General features: G+C 69.7%; 18 protein-coding genes. 8 read left to right on the plus strand and 10 right to left on the minus strand.

Going from position 1 to position 18597, the window contains the following annotated elements; all coding sequences use genetic code 11:
* Window position 1: 1 nt before the first annotated feature.
* The 3 genes from N5095_RS04685 to N5095_RS04695 all read right to left on the minus strand — a co-directional run bounded on the left by N5095_RS04685 (window position 2) and on the right by N5095_RS04695 (window position 2910).
* Window positions 2-1045: an AAA family ATPase gene (locus N5095_RS04685; RefSeq protein WP_267621573.1), complete on the minus strand. Its 1044-nt coding sequence runs from the start codon at window positions 1043-1045 to the stop codon at window positions 2-4.
* A gap of 101 nt (window positions 1046-1146) precedes the next feature.
* On the minus strand, window positions 1147-2400 hold the full coding sequence (locus N5095_RS04690; protein WP_267621574.1) for a DUF4382 domain-containing protein: 1254 nt from the start codon (window positions 2398-2400) through the stop codon (window positions 1147-1149).
* Window positions 2401-2499: 99 nt separating this feature from the next.
* On the minus strand, window positions 2500-2910 hold the full coding sequence (locus tag N5095_RS04695; protein ID WP_267621575.1) for an SHOCT domain-containing protein: 411 nt from the start codon (window positions 2908-2910) through the stop codon (window positions 2500-2502).
* Between the two features lie 112 nt (window positions 2911-3022).
* Here N5095_RS04695 and rnz point away from each other — a divergent pair, with 112 nt between their 5' ends.
* The 4 genes from rnz to N5095_RS04715 all read left to right on the plus strand — a co-directional run bounded on the left by rnz (window position 3023) and on the right by N5095_RS04715 (window position 8032).
* The gene (rnz, locus tag N5095_RS04700) at window positions 3023-3964 is read left to right on the plus strand and encodes a ribonuclease Z (protein ID WP_267621576.1); all 942 of its coding nucleotides are present in this window, start codon (window positions 3023-3025) and stop codon (window positions 3962-3964) included.
* A 599-nt stretch (window positions 3965-4563) separates the two neighbouring features.
* Window positions 4564-6543, plus strand: a complete 1980-nt coding sequence (locus tag N5095_RS04705; protein WP_267621577.1) for a DUF460 domain-containing protein — start codon at window positions 4564-4566, stop codon at window positions 6541-6543.
* A 522-nt stretch (window positions 6544-7065) separates the two neighbouring features.
* Window positions 7066-7536: a pyruvoyl-dependent arginine decarboxylase gene (locus N5095_RS04710; protein WP_267621578.1), complete on the plus strand. Its 471-nt coding sequence runs from the start codon at window positions 7066-7068 to the stop codon at window positions 7534-7536.
* Window positions 7537-7648: 112 nt separating this feature from the next.
* Window positions 7649-8032, plus strand: a complete 384-nt coding sequence (locus N5095_RS04715; RefSeq protein ID WP_267621579.1) for a DUF5811 family protein — start codon at window positions 7649-7651, stop codon at window positions 8030-8032.
* A 15-nt stretch (window positions 8033-8047) separates the two neighbouring features.
* Here the strand turns inward: N5095_RS04715 and N5095_RS04720 are convergent, their stop codons facing one another.
* Together N5095_RS04720 and infB are read right to left on the minus strand one after the other, a co-directional pair.
* A complete protein-coding gene (locus tag N5095_RS04720) occupies window positions 8048-8203 on the minus strand; it encodes a DUF8015 family protein (protein ID WP_465260823.1) in 156 nt (51 codons plus the stop codon).
* Between the two features lie 292 nt (window positions 8204-8495).
* Window positions 8496-10316 (minus strand): translation initiation factor IF-2, encoded by a 1821-nt coding sequence (gene infB / locus N5095_RS04725; protein WP_267621581.1) that lies wholly within the window; start codon window positions 10314-10316, stop codon window positions 8496-8498.
* 223 nt (window positions 10317-10539) lie between these two features.
* Here infB and N5095_RS04730 point away from each other — a divergent pair, with 223 nt between their 5' ends.
* The 3 genes from N5095_RS04730 to glmM all read left to right on the plus strand — a co-directional run bounded on the left by N5095_RS04730 (window position 10540) and on the right by glmM (window position 12759).
* Window positions 10540-10782 (plus strand): PRC-barrel domain-containing protein, encoded by a 243-nt coding sequence (locus N5095_RS04730; RefSeq protein WP_267621582.1) that lies wholly within the window; start codon window positions 10540-10542, stop codon window positions 10780-10782.
* A 43-nt stretch (window positions 10783-10825) separates the two neighbouring features.
* On the plus strand, window positions 10826-11284 hold the full coding sequence (locus N5095_RS04735) for an NOB1 family endonuclease (protein WP_267621583.1): 459 nt from the start codon (window positions 10826-10828) through the stop codon (window positions 11282-11284).
* A 110-nt stretch (window positions 11285-11394) separates the two neighbouring features.
* Window positions 11395-12759: a phosphoglucosamine mutase gene (glmM, locus tag N5095_RS04740; RefSeq protein ID WP_267621584.1), complete on the plus strand. Its 1365-nt coding sequence runs from the start codon at window positions 11395-11397 to the stop codon at window positions 12757-12759.
* A gap of 36 nt (window positions 12760-12795) precedes the next feature.
* Here the strand turns inward: glmM and N5095_RS04745 are convergent, their stop codons facing one another.
* The 5 genes from N5095_RS04745 to N5095_RS04765 all read right to left on the minus strand — a co-directional run bounded on the left by N5095_RS04745 (window position 12796) and on the right by N5095_RS04765 (window position 17548).
* Window positions 12796-13992 (minus strand): DUF7118 family protein, encoded by a 1197-nt coding sequence (locus N5095_RS04745; protein ID WP_267621585.1) that lies wholly within the window; start codon window positions 13990-13992, stop codon window positions 12796-12798.
* Window positions 13989-14396, minus strand: coding sequence for a phosphoribosyl-AMP cyclohydrolase (hisI, locus tag N5095_RS04750; protein ID WP_267621586.1), 408 nt, complete (start codon window positions 14394-14396; stop codon window positions 13989-13991). The genes N5095_RS04745 and hisI overlap by 4 nt, the downstream gene beginning before the upstream one ends.
* Window positions 14397-14620: 224 nt before the next feature.
* Window positions 14621-15712, minus strand: coding sequence for an A24 family peptidase (locus tag N5095_RS04755; protein ID WP_267621587.1), 1092 nt, complete (start codon window positions 15710-15712; stop codon window positions 14621-14623).
* A 108-nt stretch (window positions 15713-15820) separates the two neighbouring features.
* Window positions 15821-16210, minus strand: coding sequence for a ferredoxin Fer (gene fer / locus N5095_RS04760; protein WP_267621588.1), 390 nt, complete (start codon window positions 16208-16210; stop codon window positions 15821-15823).
* A gap of 204 nt (window positions 16211-16414) precedes the next feature.
* Window positions 16415-17548 (minus strand): inorganic phosphate transporter, encoded by a 1134-nt coding sequence (locus N5095_RS04765; RefSeq protein ID WP_267621589.1) that lies wholly within the window; start codon window positions 17546-17548, stop codon window positions 16415-16417.
* Between the two features lie 193 nt (window positions 17549-17741).
* On the opposite strand from N5095_RS04765, the gene N5095_RS04770 reads away from it, so the two are divergent.
* A complete protein-coding gene (locus tag N5095_RS04770) occupies window positions 17742-17978 on the plus strand; it encodes a hypothetical protein (protein ID WP_267621590.1) in 237 nt (78 codons plus the stop codon).
* The last annotated feature ends 619 nt before the right edge of the window (window positions 17979-18597 follow it).

Raw genomic sequence — 18597 nt, forward strand, 5'->3', positions numbered from 1 at the left:
GTCAGATCCCCACCGAGAGCCGTTCGATGCCTCCGTCCGCGTCGTCGCCGTAGGCCCAGACGGCGAGCAGGTGACAGAGGTGGAGTCGGTCGTCGCTCCCGGTCGCGAGGTCGAGGTCGGTCGCCCCGGCGAGGCGGTGGAGTCGAGCGAGCTCGGCGCCGCTGTAGTCGGCGCGGGCGACCCGGAGCAGTTCGCGGAGGAGCTCGTCCCCGCCGTACCCCTCGTCGTCCAGCAGGCTCCCGAGGGTCTTGCGCGCGCTCCGGAACTCGCCGTCCTCCACGTCGTCGAACACCGCCCGGAGGTCGTCGTCGGTGCTCACCTCGCCCAGCGCCTCGTAGGCGGCGTTCATCGTAATCTCGCCGGCCGTTGAGGCCGTCGTCTGGGCGGAGAGCACTGCCCGCCGGAGGTCGCCGTCGGCGTAGCCGGCGACGTACTCCAGCCCGTCGTCGTCGTACTCGACGCCCTCCGCTTCGACGATGTGGCGGAGAACGTCCGCGGTCTCGTCGGTCGTCGGGGCTCTGAACGGAACGGGGAAGCAGCGCGAACGGATGGGCGGAATCAGTTTGGTGGGTTGACGCGTCGCGATGACGAACTGCGTGTTGCGGTGGTACTGCTCCATCACCCGGCGCAGCGCCTGCTGGAAGTCCTCGCGGATGCCCTCCGCGTTGTCCAGCAGGACGGTCTTGAAGTCGCCGGACATCGGCGCGTAGGCGGCGGACTCCTTCAGCACGCGGTTTATCATGTCGCGTTTCGCCATCCGGCTCCGGCCCGCGAGAAACTGCTCGAAGCGCGGGTCCTCGCGAATCTCCTTCTTCGTCCGGTCGAAGAAGTCGGCGACGTTGATCTCCACGAGGTCGTTGTCGGGGTCGTCGTGGGTCTCGCGGGCGAGCGCCCGGACCGCGGCGGTCTTGCCGACGCCCGACGGGCCCTGGAGGACGAGGTTCATCGGTTCGTCGACGGCCCGCCCGAGGCGGTCGCACACCTCCTCCTGTGGGAGGTCGGCGAGCGCGGGGGCGTGCGCGTCGGTCCACAGCGGCGCGTCCATTACCCCGTGGTTGTCGAGGGAGGGGGAAGAATAATCCGGTCCGCTCCGGGAGGGGCCGCCGCACCCAGCCCTACTTCGCCCCACCTGCCGCGGCGCCGGTGTCAGTCTCCGCCGTTTCCGCTCCCCCCGCCGACGCCAGCGACCGTCTTCGTCGCCGTCGCCGTCTCGCCGTCCTGTTCGACGGTCACGGTGAGTTCGCCGGCCCCGACGGGGACCGGCACCGACGCGCGGCCGTCGGCGTCGGTCCGGGCGACGGCGTCGCCGCCGGTCAGTACGGCCGCGCCCTCGACGGGGTCGCCGCCGCGGGTCACGACCAGCGTCGCGTCGGTTCCGGCCCGGACGCTCCCCTCGAATCGGGCGTCGAGCGCGCCGTTGCCCCCGGCCGTGTCGTTCGGCGTCGCGGTCGCCGTCGTGACGACCGGTCCGGTCGTCGGTGTCGCGTTGGCGTCGCCGTCCGGCGCGTTCTCGTCCGCGTCGGCGCTCACGTCCTCGATGTCGACCTGGTCGCCCGTTCCCGACTCGCCGACGACCGGCTTGAGGACGTACTTCCCGCTGTTGCCGGCCTCGAACACCGTGATGTCGAAGACGAAGTCGACCGCGCTCCCGGCGCCGACCGCGAACTCGCGCTTCACGTGGAGCTTCCCGCTCGGGAGCTTCACGCGGACCGTCTCGCCGGTCGTCAGTGTCCCCTCGACCTCGCTGACGTAGACGAAGACCCTGTCGTACTGGCCGCTCTCGGCCGCGAACGACCCGAGCCGACTCGCCTTCGCGCCCTGTAACTCGGTGAGGTCGACGGTGGCGTTCCCGACCTCGTGTTCGACCCAGCCACCCTTCGACTCCTCGTCGTCGGCGGATTCGGCGCCGGCGCCGGCCCCGCCCTCCGCGGTCGCCGACGCGTTCGCGTCGGCCGAGACGTTCGCCTTTACGGTGGCGTTCGCGGCGGCGCTCGCGTTCACGCCGCTCCCGTTCGCGTCGGCCGCGACGGTGGCGTCGGCGGAGGCGTTCGTCTCGGCTCCGGCCTCGGCGTCGGCTTCGCCCTCCGGGCCGTCCCCGCGCTCCGAGCCGGCCCGGTGGAGCCCCACCTTCGATATCGTCACGTTGAGGCTCGCGAAGTCGCCGATGGCGTTGCGCTCGTCGCTGACGAAGAAGTTCACCGTGCCGTCCCCCGACGCGGTCGCGTCGGCGTCCGACTCGTCACCGTCGCCGGCGTCATCCGGCGCGTTCGTCGTTCCGTTCGTCGTCGCGCTCTCGTCGACGGATGCCGACCCGCCCGCGTCGACGCCGACCCCGCCGGTACAGCCGGCGAGGACGACGAGGACAGCGGTCAGCACCGCAAGCGGCAGTTTCGTCTCCATAGACTCCCGTTCGGACTCGACACCTTATATCGGCCCGAACGTTCAACAAATATGAACAGTTAAACAGTCGTGAACGGTCGGGCGCGGAGTCGTCGCGGCTCACTCGGCCTCGACTTCGGCGCCGACGGCCGGTTCCGTCCGGTCGCGAGCGACGCGGTCCCGCGCCCCGTCGTAGGTTTGGGTCTCAAGCAGCGCCTCCAACTTCCGCTCGAACGCCTCGTCGCCGAGTTCGCCGCGCGCGTAGCGGTCCCGGAGGCGGTCGAGCGGGTCGGTCGTATCGGTCGACTCGGCGGCGTCGGAGGCGTCGGCAGCGGTGGGGGTCTCCCGGTCGTCGTCCGACCCCTCGTGCGCCCCGTTGAGCATGCCGGCGATGGGGAGGAGGACGACGAAGCCGACGACCCACACCATCCCGGTGTCGATACCGAGTTCCCCTCCGAGGATGCCCAGTCCGATGGTGAGGAATATCACGATGCCCGGGAGCTTGTTCGAAACACGCTTCTGGAGGGACATACTGAAAGACATTCGACCCCTGTCAATAAATCCCACGTCGGCACCGACGACCCGACCCGCACTGTCAGAACGCTTCGACACGCGTTTACCGGGGGGCTGACTACTCGCTCCCATGTCTATGCGCGTTACCTTCCTCGGCACCAGCGGCGCGGTGCCGACCACGGAGCGGGCGCCGAGTGCCGTCTTCCTCTCGCTCTCGCCGCACAACGAGGAGGCCATCGATATGCTGTTCGACGCCGGCGAGGGGACCCAGCGCCAGATGATGCGCTTCGAGACGGGGTTCGGCGTCTCACACATCTTCGTCTCACACCTCCACGGAGACCACGTGCTCGGCATCCCCGGACTGGTCCAGTCGTGGGAGTTCTCCGACCGCGAGGACCCCCTTGCCATCCACGTGCCGCCGGGTTGTCGTGAGCAAGTCGAGGGACTGGTTCACGCCGCCGGCTTCCAGCCCTCCTACCCGGTTCGGGTCCACGAGGTGGCACCCGGCTCCGTCGCGCTCGACGGCGCCGGCTTCGAGGTGCGCGCCTTCGAGACCAACCACCGGACCGTCTCGCAGGGGTACGTCGTCGTCGAGGACGACAGGCCCGGCAGGTTCGACCGCGAGGGTGCCGAGGAACTGGGCGTTCCCGTCGGCCCGGCGTTCGGGAAGCTCCACGCGGGCGAGCCGGTGGAACTCGAGGACGGCACCGTCGTCCGGCCGGAGCAGGTCGTCGGCGACCCCCGACCCGGCCGCCGACTGGTCTACACCGGCGACACCCGGCCCGTGCAGGCGACCGTCGACGCCGCGGCCGACGCCGACCTGCTCATCCACGACGCGACGTTCACCAACGAGGCGGCGGGTCGCGCCCGACAGACCCACCACTCGACGGCCCGGGAGGCCGCCGACGTGGCGGCCCGCGCCGGGGCGAAGCGACTCGCGCTGACGCACGTCTCCTCGCGGTACGCCGGCGACGCCTCCGAACTGGAGCGCGAGGCCCGGCGCCGCTTCGACGGGGAGTGTTTCGTCGCCCACGACGGACAGACCGTCGAGGTGCCGTACCCGGACTCCTGAGCTGTCCGGGATACTACTAACACCTATTGAATTTTGACGTGGTGTAAACAAGTCCTTTAAGCCAACAGGCTTATCACGCCGGCGGTCACACGTCGTGGTACGGTTCGGCACCGCATCCTGGGTCGGGTGGCGCGTCGAGCCGTAATCCATCGGGCCGACGGTTTCGCATCGCGCGACCGTTTTCCCCTCCTCCCTCCCAGAGGCACCCTTCCTGTACACCCAGTGGCGTCCGCAGCGGTGCGGCTCGCCCGGTACCCACCGTCGACCGACCGGTGACCGTTCGGCGTCGAATCCAGTCGGCTCCGAGACGACGCTACAGTTATGATATGTACACACATACCACGGATGCCGGAACGCCAGTGACCGGGTCGTGCATCGAGTGTGTCACCGTCGTGAACGCTCCGCTCTCGGGGCCGTCGGGCCGCCGCCCTAGCATCGGCGGGTCGTCGGATGCGTGACCCATCCCTTCATCGCGGTCCGGCTCCATCCCCTGCTCCGGTTCTCCGCCGAGTGACGGGTCCGGCGCACTCCCGACGTCTCGGCGCCCCGACACCGCTCGCGGCGTGGCCTATTTACCCTCCGCGTCCCTACGCGCGGCCGTGAACGACCGGACGAGCGCGCTCGACTCCGTCGTTTTCGGTGTCGACGTGCAGAGCGGTGACGTCCGCGGCGACTCGCCATCCTACGCGCTCGTCGCCTTCGACGGCGAGCACGTGGACCGCGACGTGGTCTCCCTCCGAAAACTGAGACGGCTCATCGACCGCGAGGAGCCCGCCATCGTCGCGACGGACAACATGTACGAGCTGGCGCCCGACAAGGACGCCCTCGTCCACTTCCTGCGCTCGCTTCCCGCCGGGACGAAGCTGGTGCAGGTGACCGGTGCCAACCGACCCGAACCCCTCTCCCGCGTGGCCTCCCGCCACGGCGTGCCCTACGGGAAGAAGCCGATGAAGGAGGCCGAGGCGGCCGCCCGTCTCGCCGCCGTCAACGTCGGCCAGGAGGTGTCGGCCTTCACGAACACCACGACCGTGAAGGTCTCTCGGGGGCGTTCGACCGGGAAGGGCGGTTGGAGCGCCGACCGATACACCCGGCGCATCCACGGGAACGTAAAGACCACGGCGCGGGACGTGGAGTCCGAGCTGAAGTCGGCCGGCCTCGACTTCGAGGTCGACGTGACCGAGAAGTACGGCGGCTACTCCAATGCGATATTCACCGTCGAGGGGCGCCCGCAGGACATCCCGGTCTCGGCGCGCCGGGCGGGCGACGTGCGAATCGAGGTCGAGCGCGAGCGTCGCGACGGCATCGAGTTCGAGCCGCTCGCCAAACGACGGGACCACGTCGTCGTCGGCATCGACCCCGGGACGACGACCGCCGCGGCGGTCGTCTCCCTCGACGGGAAGCCCCTCGACGTCCACTCCACCCGGACCGCCGACACCGCGGACGTCATCGAGTGGCTCATCGAGCGCGGGCGTCCGGTCATCGTCGCCGCCGACGTGACCCCCATGCCGGAGACCGTCGAGAAGTTCCGGCGCTCCTTCGACGCCGCCGGCTGGGCGCCCGAACGGGACCTGCCGGTCGACGAGAAGCTCCACCGGACCCGCGAGCACGACTACGACAACGACCACGAGCGCGACGCCCTCGCCGCCGCCCTCTTCGCGGTCGACGCCCACGAGAGCCAGTTCGAGCGGGTCTCCCGGAAGGTGCCCGCCGGTCTCGACCGCGACGAGGTCATCGCCCGCGTCGTCGGCGGCGACGAGTCCGTCGAGGCCGTCCTCCGCGAACTCACGGACGACGGGGAGGGCACGGAGGAGGAGGAACAGACCGAACCCCAGCGCGAACTCACCGCCGAGGAGAAGCGCATCCGCGACCTCGAATCGCAGGTCGACCGCCTCGAATCTCACGTCGAGGACCTCCGCGGTCGTCTCGACTCGAAGGACGACACCATCGCCGAGTACAAACGCGAGCTCTCCGACGCCCGCAAGCAGGAGCGCCGGGAGGCCCGCGAGCGTCGCGAGGTGAAGCGCCTCCAGCGCGAGAAGGGGCGGCTGGAGCGCGAGCGCGACGACGCGACCGAGCGGGCCGACGAACTCGAATCGAAGCTCGACCGGCTGAAGACGCTGTGGAAACTCGACCACTCGAACTTCGCGGACGTCTCGGAGGGCAGGGACCTCGTGTCGGTGAAGTGCGTCGAGCAGTTCACCCGCGACGCGCTGGAGGCCGCCGACGAGCAGTACGGGCTGGCCGCCGGCGACGTGGTGTACCTCCGCGACGCCTCCGGGGCCGGCCGCTCGACCGCCGAACGCCTCGCCGACGTCGACCCCAGAGTCGTGCTCCGGACGGGTCGACTCTCCGACGTGGCCGACGAGGTGCTGTTCGAGGCCGGCATCCCGGTGGGCCCGGCCGAAGACGTGCAGATGCAGGAGGTGGACGAACTCGCCGTCGCCCGCGAGAGCGACGTGGAAGCGGCCATCGCGGACTGGGAGCGCCGTGCCGAGGACCGCCGGAAGGACCGGAAAGCCGAGATGGTCGACCGCCTCATCAGCGAACACCGGGCCGAGAGTCGGAGCGGTGGGGATTAGCCGGTCAGGGGTTCCGGCCGCGGACGGGTCGCCGTCGACCCGACCCCTCGAACGGACCCCTCCGTGCCCCTCGAAGCGGGAAATCTCACACTGAACCGATACGGCGGCCCGGTGTCGGCTCCGGAGAGGGCGTCCCCGACGGGGCGTCGTTCCAGCGAGGAGTCGGTGTCGGCGGGCGTGCGAGTACGACGGCCGACCGCCCGGCGACCGACTGTAATAAATCCTCTCGGTGGCGAAGCTGAGCGAATTAGTACTCCGTAACGCAATACGTAGTTGCCCGGTCCGCGGCCCGTTCCCGTTTCGTAGGGAGGGAGGGAACGTCCGATTGTGGCCGGGTTCGGAGCCCCACTGAACCCGCTCGACGCGTCACCTCGAAGGCCTCGCAGGTTCGCCCCGTCGGCGGTTCCCGCGTTCGGCGGGCCTCCATCCGGTGCCGACGCCGACGCCCGTCCGCGCGGACCGCCGCGCCGGCGGCCCGAATCCGAAACCGTTTCTCGCACGAACGAACAACCACCGGACGAAATGGGTATCATCCGGGTCGTCACCGGCGCCGCGGGCGCGCCGACGAAGATGGCCTCGTACGACGCGGCGCTGGCCGACGCCGGCATCCACAACTACAACCTCGTGACGGTCTCCTCGGTCGTCCCGACCGACGCGACCGTCGAGTTCGTCGGCACGGCGCCGGACCTCGGCCCGGCGGGGGAGCGCCTCACCGTGGTCGAGGCGCGAGCGACGATATCGGAGGTGGGCCGCGCCGCCGCCGGACTCGGGTGGGCAACCGGTCCCGGACCGGGGCTGTTCTACGAGGCGACCGGCACCGACGCCGACTCGGTCCGGAGTCGGGTCGAGGCCGGCCTCGACGCCGGCGCCGACCTCCGGGAGTGGACCCTCGACGAGCGCCGCGTGGAGGTCACCACGGCCGACCACGACGGCGAGGGGTTCGCGACGGCGCTCACGGTCGCCGTCTACGGGGAGAGCGACCCCATCCTGTAGGCGGTCGAAGAAGCGACGGTCCGGACCCCGCTCCCGTCCGACAGACGGCAGAGATTCGCCGCTCCGCTGGGTTTATACGCCCGCTACCCCTACAACGCCCGACCAGCCTCTTATGAACGGAAACAATCCGTACGCAGGTGCCCCCGGCGTGGTTGACGCCGGGCGGCCGGCTCAGGACGTGGAGCTGTCGCGCGACCAGAAGCTCGCGTTGCGGCGGGCGGTCGCCGGCATCGTCGCCGAGACCGAGTCGTACCTCCCCGAGGGGTACGCGGTCGGCTCGGAGCTCTCCTACGGTGTGAACGGCCCGACGGCGACCGTCGCCGTGCAGCCGCCAGCGGGCCATCCCGTCAGCGCCGGCTTCTCGCCGGACCCCGACGACCTCGACGCCGGCCTCGACGCCGAGGACCGCACCGAAGTCGCCCGTGGCCTCGCCGCCAGCGCCGCGCTCCAGGTGATGAACGTCGTCGGCGACAGCGTCACGCCGACCGCACGGTAGTCGCCGGCAACGCGACTACGTCCCGCTCCCGACTCCGGGCCGCCCGTCGGCCCTGGCCGGCGTTCTGACGAACAGCGCGTACCCGAGCAGCAGCGCCGACGGAACCCCACCGAGGGTCGCGCCGACGGCGGTCGGCACCGACAGCGTCCAGGCGCCGCCGAGGCCGAGCAGGAGCGGAACGGAAGGAGCGCGAGCAACAGGTCGTACTCCGACACGCCGAGACGGTCGTTGCCCGTGGACGGCTCTCGGTAGCTCGTCGAAGACACCTCCGTCGGGTGATTATGTCCGCATCCAACGTATCGATTCTCCCCATACCCACAGGGTACTCACGAGGAACGTCACGTCGAACGTATCCGTAACTCACGGGGACGTGCTGGACGAGAAACAGGGGGGTCGGTGAGCCGGACGCGGACGGGGTCTGGGGTGGATGAACGCTCTCGACCGGCCGCTCGGTGAGTCCCGTCTACTTCCCCCAGAAGGGGTCGCGCTTGCGGTGCTTGTCGAGGTAGCCCTGCAGGGCCTCCAGTTCGTCGGCGGGAATGTCGTCGGAGAGCTCCTGTTCGAGCACCTTCGCGTGCTTCTCGGGGAGCTCTATCCACAGCTCGTCGCCCTCCTCTATCTGCCGGCCGACGGTGGGGCCGTCGATGGCGACGCTGACGCGGTTGCCCGCGCGGGACTCCGAGACGTCCTCACCCTGGTCCTGGATGCCGGAGAGCTCGCCGACGCGCTTGGGCTTCCCGTCCTCCCACTTCACGACGCGCTGGTTGTTCTTCAGCGTCCCCGACAGTACCTCGACGCCGACGACCGCGGGGTCGTTCTGGCGGAAGGTGTGGTCGGGGAGAATCTGGAACCGGCACGGGCGGACGATTTTGTCGAGCACCGTCTCCTGCTGGGCGCGCTTCTGTTCCTCGACGTACTCGTCGTACTCCTCGACGAGTTGGTAGATGACGTCGTCACGGAACAGCTTCACGCCGGTCTCGTCGAGTTCGCGCTCGGCGCGGTCGAGCACGTCGACGTTGAAGCCGAGGATGACCCTGTGGACGTCCTCGCCCGCCGTCGAGGCGACCGCCACGTCGCGCGGGGCGATGTCGCCCACCTCGGCGCGGAGGATGGGAATCTCGGCCTCCTTCAGCGCGTTCGCCATCGCCTCCAGCGAGCCGAGGGTGTCGGCCTTGACGACGACGCCCTCCTCCTCGGTGTCGACCTCGATTTGGGCCAGCTCCTTCCGGACTTCCTCGACGACGGCGTCTCGCTCGCGGCCGCGGACGACCCGGACGGGCGCGCCGGCCATCGCCTCGTCGAGGTCCGGGGCGGCGATCTTCACACCTGCCGCCGCGGCGACGGAGTCGACCTTGTCGAACCGTTTTTCCGTTCGAATCTCCGCGTTCGGCCGCGGCTGGAGCAGCGCGCGGACCTCCGTGACGATGGGCTCGTTCGTCCCGCCGACGACGACGGTGTCGCCCTCGCGGACCGTGCCGTCGTACAGCACCACGTCGAGGGTCGCGCCGAACCCCTTCTCCTCCTTGACTTCGAGCACGGTCCCCTTCCCCGGGCCGCTGATGTCGACGGCCATCTCCTCTTTCATGTACCGCTGGGAGAGCCCCATCAGGACGGCGAGGAGGTCCGGGATGCCCTCGCCCGTGATGGCCGAGAGCGGGACGACCCCGATGTTCTTCTGGAAGTTCTGGACGCGCCAGTAGAGGTCCGCCGAGAACCCCTCGTCGGAGAGGTTGCCGATGACCTCGTAGAGGTTCTCGTCGAGCATCGAGCGCGCGCGGTCGCTCTGGGCCTCGTACGTCTGTTTGATGGGCGACCCCTCCTGCGCGTTCCAGCCGGGGGTGGTGTCGACCTTGTTGGCGGCGACGATGAACGGCGTGCCCGTCCGCCGGAGGATGTCGATGGCCTCGACGGTCTGGGGCTGGAACCCGTCGTTCACGTCGACGACGAGCACGGCGATGTCGGCGAGCGCCCCGCCGCGTGCGCGCAGGGTCGAGAACGAGTGGTGGCCGGGCGTGTCGATGAACAGCAGACCCGGCAGGTCGAAGTCGGTGGGGTCGACCAGGCTCCCCGCCATGTTCGACACCGTCTCCAGCGGCACCGCGGTGGCGCCGATGTGCTGGGTGATGGCCCCCGCCTCGCCCTCGCTGACGGCCGACCCCCGAATCTTGTCGAGCAGCGTGGTCTTCCCGTGGTCGACGTGCCCGAGGACGGCGACGATGGGGGTGCGGAGCGATTCGCCTGTAGCGCCTGCGTCCGTGTCTGGGTCTGTGTCCGTGTCCGACATGAGAAATCTCCCCGGAGAAGTTCGGTTACCGTGATTTGGCGCTGGCGGGAAGATAAGTCTTTCAACTTCACGGGGCTCCGGAGAGCGCGTTCTCCGTGGTTGCTGTTCGGTGACGGACTGGTCGAGTCGACGGTCCCCGGTCGGCGGTCGACTCCCGCCATCCGTCCGCTCCCCGTCAGACGCGCCCCGTGGCGTTTATACCCCTCCGTTCGTATTCGGCGATATGGCCGAGATACTCGCCGAGAACCTCTCCGGCAAGGCCGTCATGGGGTCCGACGGGACGGAGCTGGGGATGCTGTACAACATCACGATGAACCTGAAGACGGGGGCGCTCGGCGACCTCGTCATCGAACCGCACGAGGCCGTCGCAGAACAGCTCTCCTTCGAGCGCACCGAGGAGGGCCACTTCCGCGTGCCCGTCGACCACGTCCAGGCCGTGAAGGACTACATCGTCGTCCGCCGCTGACTCCCGACACCAGACGCAGATTTACACTCAGACTCAGACTCAGATGCAGATTCTCGACACGTCCGCGTTCATCCACGAGTACACCACCGACGAGCAGACCGCCTCCATCCCCATGGTGCAGGAGGAGCTGGAGGGCGAACACGCGTTCCGCTTCGACGCCATGGAAGGGGCGGGGATGCACATTCACGTCCCCGCCGAGGGGGCCGTCGACACCGTCCGCCGGGCCGCGACCGAGACCGGCGACGCCGGGGAGCTCTCGGACACCGACGTCCGGCTCATCGCCGCCGCCTTCGAACTCGACGCGACGCTCGTCACCGACGACTACGCGATGCAGAACGTCGCCGAACATCTCGACGTCGCCGTCGAGGTCATCGCCCAGGACGGCATCAGCGAGCAGCGCGAGTGGCGCTTCCAGTGTGCCGGCTGCGGTCGGGTGTTCGACGACGAGCACGACCGCTGTCCCATCTGCGGGAGCGACCTCTCCCGGAAGAACCCCGCTTGAGGCCGGTCGCCCCCGGCGCGTCGAGCCCGCCGAGGCGTCCGAGTATCACGGTTTTCGGGTCGAGAATCCTTCGGAACGGCTTTGAGGTTGGGCGCCGGAACGACGACTGAATGAAGCTATTCGGGTCGAGTGGCACGCGCGGGGTGGCGGGCGAGCAGCTCACCCCCGAGTTCGTGCTCCGCGTCGCGAAGGCCGCCGGCACCGTCTGGGGTGTCGAGCGCGCGGCCGTCGCTCGGGACACGCGGACCACCGGGCAGATGTTCACGAACGCCGCCGCATCCGGGCTCGCCAGCGTCGGCGTCGACGTCGACCGTCTCGGCGTCGTCCCCACGCCGGGCGTCGTCCGGTACTGCGACGCCGAAGAGGTACCGGCCATCGTCATCACGGCCTCGCACAACCCACCCGAGTACAACGGGGTCAAACTCGTCGGCAGCGACGGGGTCGAACTCCCGGTCGACCGCCTCGAAGCCGTCGAACGTCACATCCTCGACGAGGAGTTCGCGGTCGCCGACTGGCGGACGGTCGGCGAGACCCGACACGTCGACTCGGCCAACCGCGACTACGTCGACGACATGCTGGCTCGGGTCGACCGCGAGGTTATCGCAGACGGAAACCTCACGGTCGCCCTCGACCCGGGGCACGGTGCGGGTGCGCTCACGTCCCCCGACTTCTACCGCGAACTGGGCTGTGAGGTCGTCACGGTCAACGGACAGCCCGACGGTCACTTCCCCGGCCGCGACCCCGAACCCGTCCAGAAACACCTCGGCGACCTCGGCCGGCTCATCCGGGCCTCGGACGCCGACGTGGGAATCGCCCACGACGGCGACGCCGACCGTGCCATCTTCTTCGACGAGCACGGCGAGTACGTCGAGGGCGACACGTCGCTCGCGGCGCTCGCGGCGGCCCAACTCGAGGCCGGCGACACCACCGTCGCCGCCGTCAACGTCTCGCAGCGACTCGTCGACGTCTGCGACGAGGTCGGCGCCGACCTCGAACTGACGCCCATCGGCGCGACGAACATCATCACGCGTATCCGCGAACTACAGGCCGACGGCGAGCGCGTCCCCATCGCCGGTGAGGGCAACGGCGGCATCTTCTTCCCCGACTATCGACTCGTCCGCGACGGCGCGTTCATCGGCGCGAAGTTCCTCGAACTCGTCGCCGAGCGCCCCGCGAGCGAGGTCGTCGCCCCCTACACGGGCTACGCGAACGTCAGACGGAACGTCCTCTACGACGAGGAAGCCGAACTCGACGCGATGCTCGACGCCGCCGAAGCGTACGCGTTGGAGGCCGACGCCGAACCCGACACCACCGACGGCTACCGACTCGACTACGGCGACGCGTGGGTGCTCGTCCGGCCCTCGGGTACCGAGCCGAAGGTCCGCGTCTACGCGGAGGCCCGCGACCGCGCCCGCGCCGAGTCGCTGGCGAACGACGTCCACGACGCCCTGCAGGACGCGCTCGCGACGGCCTGAACCGCTGTTTCCTCCCGAGAACGGGATAGGGAACGCTTACTTCGACTCCGCCAGCGCGCCCGCCAGTCGCGCTCGCTCCTCTCGTCGCCTGTCGAGCTCCCTCGCCACCGCGCCGCGTTCGAGGCGCTCGCGCTCCGTCTCGGTCAGGGTCGTCCGAGCCTCGGCGGCCGTCCGGAGCCGGCCGTAGTCGTCGCGTTCGGCGAGGTCGCGGAGCGCTCGCGCTTTCGCGACGGTCTCCTCGTCGGCGAACCGGCCGACGACGGCGACCAACTCGCGGGCGCGGTACCGGAGCTCCCCCGCCGACGGCGGCGGCCACGAGACGACGAGCGGCTCGGCGTCGAGCCGTTCGAGGTACGTGCGGTGGACGGCGACCCGGCGTTTCAGCGCCGCGGCGTCGTCGACGTAGTGGTCGAGCTTCGACGTCGAGTAGTCGGCGTAGTCGAGCAGGTCGGTCACCGACTCGGTGCCGGCGTCCCGCTCCGCGACGTACTCGGCCAGCTCCGCGGGCGGCTGACGGTAGTCGACGAGCGGGTAGGCGGCGGTGGTCTCGACGAACGCGAACAGCTCCCGCGCGCTCGCCTCCCGTCTGAACGCCGCGAACGACTCCTTCACGGCGTCGTTGTACGCCTCGACCGGTTCCCGGAGCCGCTCGACGGGGGCGTCCAGGTCGGCGTCCCCCAGCCGGACCAGCCGCTCCAGTTCCCCGATTCGCTCCTCGACGGCGTCGAGTCGGTCCTCGACCCGCCGCTCGGCCTCGTACTCGCGCTCTCGCGCCCGCTCTCGTTCGTCGAGTCGGTCCGCCACCTCCTCGGCGTCGGCGACGTGCTCGCGGGCCGCCTCGAAGTCGCGCTCGCGGAGCCGCCGGCGGTCGAGGCGGTCGCTCGCCGCCTCGAACGCCTCGCGCTTCGGGAGGTCCTCGGGAAGCTCCTCGACGAGGCCGAGAAAGCGGTTCTGGAACTCGAGGTACGCCTCGAAGTCGCCGCTCCCCACGGCGCGGTCCTCGTACCGGTCGAGCAGGCTGACGGCGCTCCCGTGGGCGTCGGCGACCGACTCCAGGCGGCTCTCGCCGACCGACTCGACGGCGTCCTCGGCGTCGGCGGCGGCGGTACGGGCCTCTCGCAGGTCGGCGAGCAGAGCGTCGACGCTCCGCTCGCCGAGGGGGGGAGCCGAGTCGCCCCCCGCGCCGTCCGCGCTCCCGTCGCCCCTCGCGGTTCCCTCGACGGAGTCGGTCATCCCTCGTCGTACACCTCGTCGGGGTCGAAGACGCGCTCGCCGCGCTCCTCGCCGTCGACGGTTCGGTAGAAGCAGGAACGGTGACCGGTGTGGCAGGCGCCGCCGTCCTGGTCGACCAGGTAGAGGAGGGCGTCGGCGTCGCAGTCGACCCGTACCTCGCGGACGTGCTGGCGGTGGCCGCTGGTGGCGCCCTTCTCCCAGAGCTCCTCGCGCGAGCGGGAGTAGTAGTGGGCGTGACCCGTCTCGCGGGTGTGCTCGAGCGCCGCCGGGGAGGCGTAAGCCAGCATCAACACCTCGCCCGAGTCGGCGTCCTGTGCGACGGCGGGGACGAGCCCGTCGTCGCCGAAGTCGACCTCCACCTCGGCGGTGCCGGCCGTGTCGGCGGTGTCGCTCTCGCTGCTCATACGCGACCCGAAGCGCGTCGGGCCGATATGTCTTGTGCGTCCCGAGTGAGGCGTCTCGTGGCGGACAGGCGGCGGCCGAACCGGCTCGTGGGTCCGGAGTCGCTCGTGCGGAGGGTCACCGCGCACCCGCCTCGGCCCCCACACGGCGTCTCGTCAGGTCATGGAGGGTGTGGTCGCGGCCTGCGATATGAATCTCGGCGACCGAACCGGACTCCGGAGGGCGCTCAGACCAGTCCGACGAGGCCGAGCGCGCCGAACAGCAGGTCGCCGTAGGTCAGCGCGAGCAGGAGCCCGACGAACATCGGGACGACGAACGGGAGGCCAGGCGATATCCACACCGTCTCTCGGTCGGCGACGACCGCCAGCCCCTCCCGGAGGCGCTCGGACGTGGTACCGTAGGCGCTCCCGTCGATATCGTCGAGGAAGCGTTGGGCAGCCCACGGGTCGTCGACGCCGTCGATACCGTCTACGTCACTGGCGTCGACGCCGTCGACACCGCCTACGCCACTGCCGTCGGCTCGGTTCGCCCCCGCACGCGCCGGCGCCGCCCGACCGCTCCCGTCGGTCGCGACTCCCGACCCGTGGTCGCTCCCGCGGTCGGCGCCGGCCCCGACGGCGCCGTCGGTCGGGGGGTAGGTCGTTCCCACGCTGGTCGGGTCCCGTAGCGTCGCGGCGTCGGCACGCAGGTCCGCGAGGCTGACGCCTCGCCAGCGGAGGTACATCCTGAGCGCGTCGAGGTCGAGGCCGCTTCGCGTCGTCCCCTCCCGGTCCTCGAACAGTCGCCCGTGGAGCGTCGGCAGGTCGCGGACGCGGACGCGGCGTCCGAGGAACATCACGGGTGCCACGTCGCCGGCGAGCAGGTTACGGGCCGCGAGGGCCACGGGGTACGCGAGCGCGACGACCACCGTGTTCGTGAGAATCGTCATCGAGAACACGCCGAGCGCCGTCGGCTGGAGGGGGACCGTCGGCGCCGACGCGACTGGGAGGGCGTAGGTGGGAAACGTCGGAAAGACGACCGCGAGCGTCATCAGCGCCTTCGCGTCGGCGCCGCCGAAGGCGCCGAGTCGCCAGAAGACGTACGCGAGCGGCAGGACGAAGCCGAGACTGATGGCGACCCGGAGCAGGAACAGGGTGTCGCCGGGTGAGGCGAGCGGCAGTCGGACGAGCAGGTCCCCGGCGAGCGCGACGAGGCCGAGGAGGACGAGCGGCGCCCAGAGCCGGTTCGGCAGGCGACGGGTCCTGATATCCCGCCACGCCGCCCAGGCGAAGACCGGCACCACGAGCAGGCGCAGAAGGTCCGGTGTCGAGGCGAGCATACCGGGTTCCTCTCGGCAACCGGGATTAAGTTTGGGATGGTCGGAGTCGGCGGCGCCGTCGCTGCGAGTGCGAGCGCGAAAGAAAGGAAGCGAACTACGCCGTCGACCTCAGATGACGCGGTTCTGCAGGTAGTCGAGGTGCTTCGCGTTGTAGACGATCTGCACCTCGTCGGCGGCGGGCGACCCGATGCAGGTCAGACGGACCTGCTTGTCCTCGACCTCCTCGTCGGAGAGAATCTGCTGCATGTCCATGTCGATTTCGCCCTCCTTGAGGATGGCTGCGCAGTTCGCGCAGGCGCCGGCGCGGCACGAGAACGGCCAGTCGTACCCCTGGGCCTCGGCAGCCTCGAGGATGTACTCGCCCTCGTTGACGTCGAGCGACCCGTAGTCTTCGTCGTCGAGGCCGGCGTCGGCGGCCTGGTCGAAGAGGTCGTCGTCGTCGAGGTCCCAGCCCTGGTCGTCCAGCACTTCGTAGTTGAGGTATTCTACCGTGGGCATCGGGCGAGGCTTCGGATGCCACCTCATTAGGCTTTGCTGTTTGGGAGCCCAAAACCCGCCGTCACTGGCCGAAAGAGTTGAAGGTCGGGGGTAGGCCGTGGTGACGTGACCAGGGGTTGCCGACCGACACCGGACGCCACGACGAGGGGACGAACCGACGGTGTCTCGGGCGGGTTGGCAACGGTGTGGAGTCGCCCTACCGGCTCACACCGGCGTCAACGCGAACAGGAGAAAGGAGGCGACCGCCGACAGCGACGGCGTGAGAATCCAGAAGAAGATGACGCGACCGGTCGTGCCCGGGTCGAAGAGGTCGCCGGCGATGAGTTCCTCGTCTTCCTTCCCCATCGGTTTGACCTTCTTCGTCTCGGCGGTCAAGGCGTTGACCGACACGTCGGGACCGCGTCCGCGCATCGCGTCACCGATGGTGACGGTGCGGGTCGCCCGGCCCCACCCGAGGCCGACGATACACATCGTGGCGCTCACCGCGAGGCTGGCGGGGATGCCGATCTGTGAGAGAAAGGTGATGATGCTCGCGCTGACGACCTCGACGATGAGGGCCGCGAGCAGCGGGAGGTCGGTGAGGTCGTTGCCGACGGTGTCCAGGGTTCGGCGGGCGATGGTGAACGCTCCGAGCCCGATGGCGCCGCAGGCGACGACCACGCCGACGCCGACGTCGATGAACCCGCCGCCGACGAGCGGTGCCACGGCGTTGGCCGCGTTCGAGGCGCCGGCCGCGTACGCCATGTAACAGCCGATGGCGACGACGGCGACCGTCCCGCCGAACTCCCGCCAGGAGGTGCCCGGCGCCCGTCGGGGGAGGGGGGTGAACTCGACGACCGACCCCTCGGTGCGGTCGATGGCGAAGCGGGCGTCGAGGTAGGGGTAGACGTACCGGCCGATCATCGCACACACCCAGAACGCGAGGATGGGGGCGACGATCCACCAGGAGACGATTTCGAGCATCTTCCCCTCGTTGAGCGTCCCGCGGGCGACCCCGAGGCCGGCGATGGCGCCGACGGCCGTCATCGACGTGGAGGCGGGGACGCCGAAGGTGTTCGAGACCAGCAGCGCCAACCCGACGAAGAAGAGGACGATGACGCTCGCGAGCAGGGTGAACCGCTGTGTGACGATCTCCCCACCCATCGTCTCGATGACGTTGGGGCCGACGATCCACCCGCCGAGGAGGGCGAAGGCGGTCATCAGTGCGGCCGCCGTCAGCTTCGAGACCACGCCGCTCCCGACGGCGGGTCCGAAGGCGACACCCGTCGAGGAACCACCGATGTTGAACCCGACGAACACCGCGACCGCTAACCCGACGACGAGTAAAACCTCTACCACTACCCCCACGGAGGACCGGCCACCCTTAGTCGGTGTCGGTTCCCGACTCGGGGCCCGTGGCCACGCGTACCGGCAGTATGCGCTATTGTACCCCACCTAACCCGGCGAAACGGTTGGAAGGAAACGGAACGCTCGGCCCCTTTTATTCTCCTCCCCCATCTCGAATCGACCGGCTACGACGGCCAGACAACCCATGAACAAGAAGACCGTATTCGCAGTGGCCGCGGTTGCACTGCTCGTCCTGCTCGCCGGCTGTGGCGGCAGCACCGGCGGCGCCGAGAACGCGACGGTGAACGAGTCCGGCGCCGAGGGCGCCGACTCCGGTAGCGAGATGACCACGGAGGGTGAGAACGCCTCCGAGAGCGACGACGGCGGGGCCGCCGTCGAGGCGAACGCGTCCGCGAACGCCTCCGCGGCTCTCGTAGCGTAGTAGTCGAGCGGTCGACTGACGGACCTACGACGTCGGTCCGTACCACTTCTGTGTGACCTCGGACGGACAGCGTCGCCGACCGGTTCGGCGCCGCTGGACGTCGACCGACCGTGGATTCACTCGCCGGCTCCCCGCCGAGTTTTCCGTTCGGCCCAACTCCCGCTGGGGTTCGCCTCCGGGTCGGAATCACCACTGCCCGAGATTCGCCGCTCTCGATTGGACCTCATCTCTCGGGGGTCGTCGTCGTCCGGACGCCGTCCTCACCGCGAGTGTCGACCGGCCGTCGGCTGCCCACGCCACTGGACGCTCCAGAACTACAGTTCACACTGAATCATTCTCCCGATGACTGGTTCGAGACGACGATAGTTGCTCTGTAGAGCCTATTACGCACGGAGTTCCGGAGACGGAGGCGCCCCGGGTTCGAAGTAACGGCGGCTTACGGCGGCCGATTTCGCCGTCGTCTCCGCCGAGTACTGCCTTTTGAGGCGACTGCACTCCCTACCCCGACGTCGTCTCGTCGGGTGTTGTCGACGCCTCGGGCCGAGGCAGGGATTGCCGACTCCTGCCCGTCCGCCGGAATTCCGGAAACCGGCTGTTATCGGGGGTGAGCACCTGAAAC

Source organism: Halobium salinum (assembly GCF_026586625.1).
GTDB lineage: Archaea > Halobacteriota > Halobacteria > Halobacteriales > Haloferacaceae > Halobium > Halobium salinum.

Excerpts from the sequence above, each read along its gene's own strand:
- N5095_RS04695 (WP_267621575.1), bottom strand. The coding sequence starts at position 2,910 with ATGTCCCTCCAGAAGCGTGTTTCGAACAAGCTCCCGGGCATCGTGATA.
- N5095_RS04745 (WP_267621585.1), bottom strand. The coding sequence starts at position 13,992 with ATGACCGACTCCGTCGAGGGAACCGCGAGGGGCGACGGGAGCGCGGAC.
- N5095_RS04685 (WP_267621573.1), bottom strand. The coding sequence starts at position 1,045 with ATGGACGCGCCGCTGTGGACCGACGCGCACGCCCCCGCGCTCGCCGAC.
- N5095_RS04715 (WP_267621579.1), top strand. The coding sequence starts at position 7,649 with ATGAACGGAAACAATCCGTACGCAGGTGCCCCCGGCGTGGTTGACGCC.
- N5095_RS04755 (WP_267621587.1), bottom strand. The coding sequence starts at position 15,712 with ATGCTCGCCTCGACACCGGACCTTCTGCGCCTGCTCGTGGTGCCGGTC.
- N5095_RS04735 (WP_267621583.1), top strand. The coding sequence starts at position 10,826 with ATGCAGATTCTCGACACGTCCGCGTTCATCCACGAGTACACCACCGAC.
- fer (WP_267621588.1), bottom strand. The coding sequence starts at position 16,210 with ATGCCCACGGTAGAATACCTCAACTACGAAGTGCTGGACGACCAGGGC.
- glmM (WP_267621584.1), top strand. The coding sequence starts at position 11,395 with ATGAAGCTATTCGGGTCGAGTGGCACGCGCGGGGTGGCGGGCGAGCAG.
- infB (WP_267621581.1), bottom strand. The coding sequence starts at position 10,316 with ATGTCGGACACGGACACAGACCCAGACACGGACGCAGGCGCTACAGGC.
- N5095_RS04770 (WP_267621590.1), top strand. The coding sequence starts at position 17,742 with ATGAACAAGAAGACCGTATTCGCAGTGGCCGCGGTTGCACTGCTCGTC.
- hisI (WP_267621586.1), bottom strand. The coding sequence starts at position 14,396 with ATGAGCAGCGAGAGCGACACCGCCGACACGGCCGGCACCGCCGAGGTG.
- N5095_RS04690 (WP_267621574.1), bottom strand. The coding sequence starts at position 2,400 with ATGGAGACGAAACTGCCGCTTGCGGTGCTGACCGCTGTCCTCGTCGTC.
- N5095_RS04730 (WP_267621582.1), top strand. The coding sequence starts at position 10,540 with ATGGCCGAGATACTCGCCGAGAACCTCTCCGGCAAGGCCGTCATGGGG.
- N5095_RS04710 (WP_267621578.1), top strand. The coding sequence starts at position 7,066 with ATGGGTATCATCCGGGTCGTCACCGGCGCCGCGGGCGCGCCGACGAAG.
- rnz (WP_267621576.1), top strand. The coding sequence starts at position 3,023 with ATGTCTATGCGCGTTACCTTCCTCGGCACCAGCGGCGCGGTGCCGACC.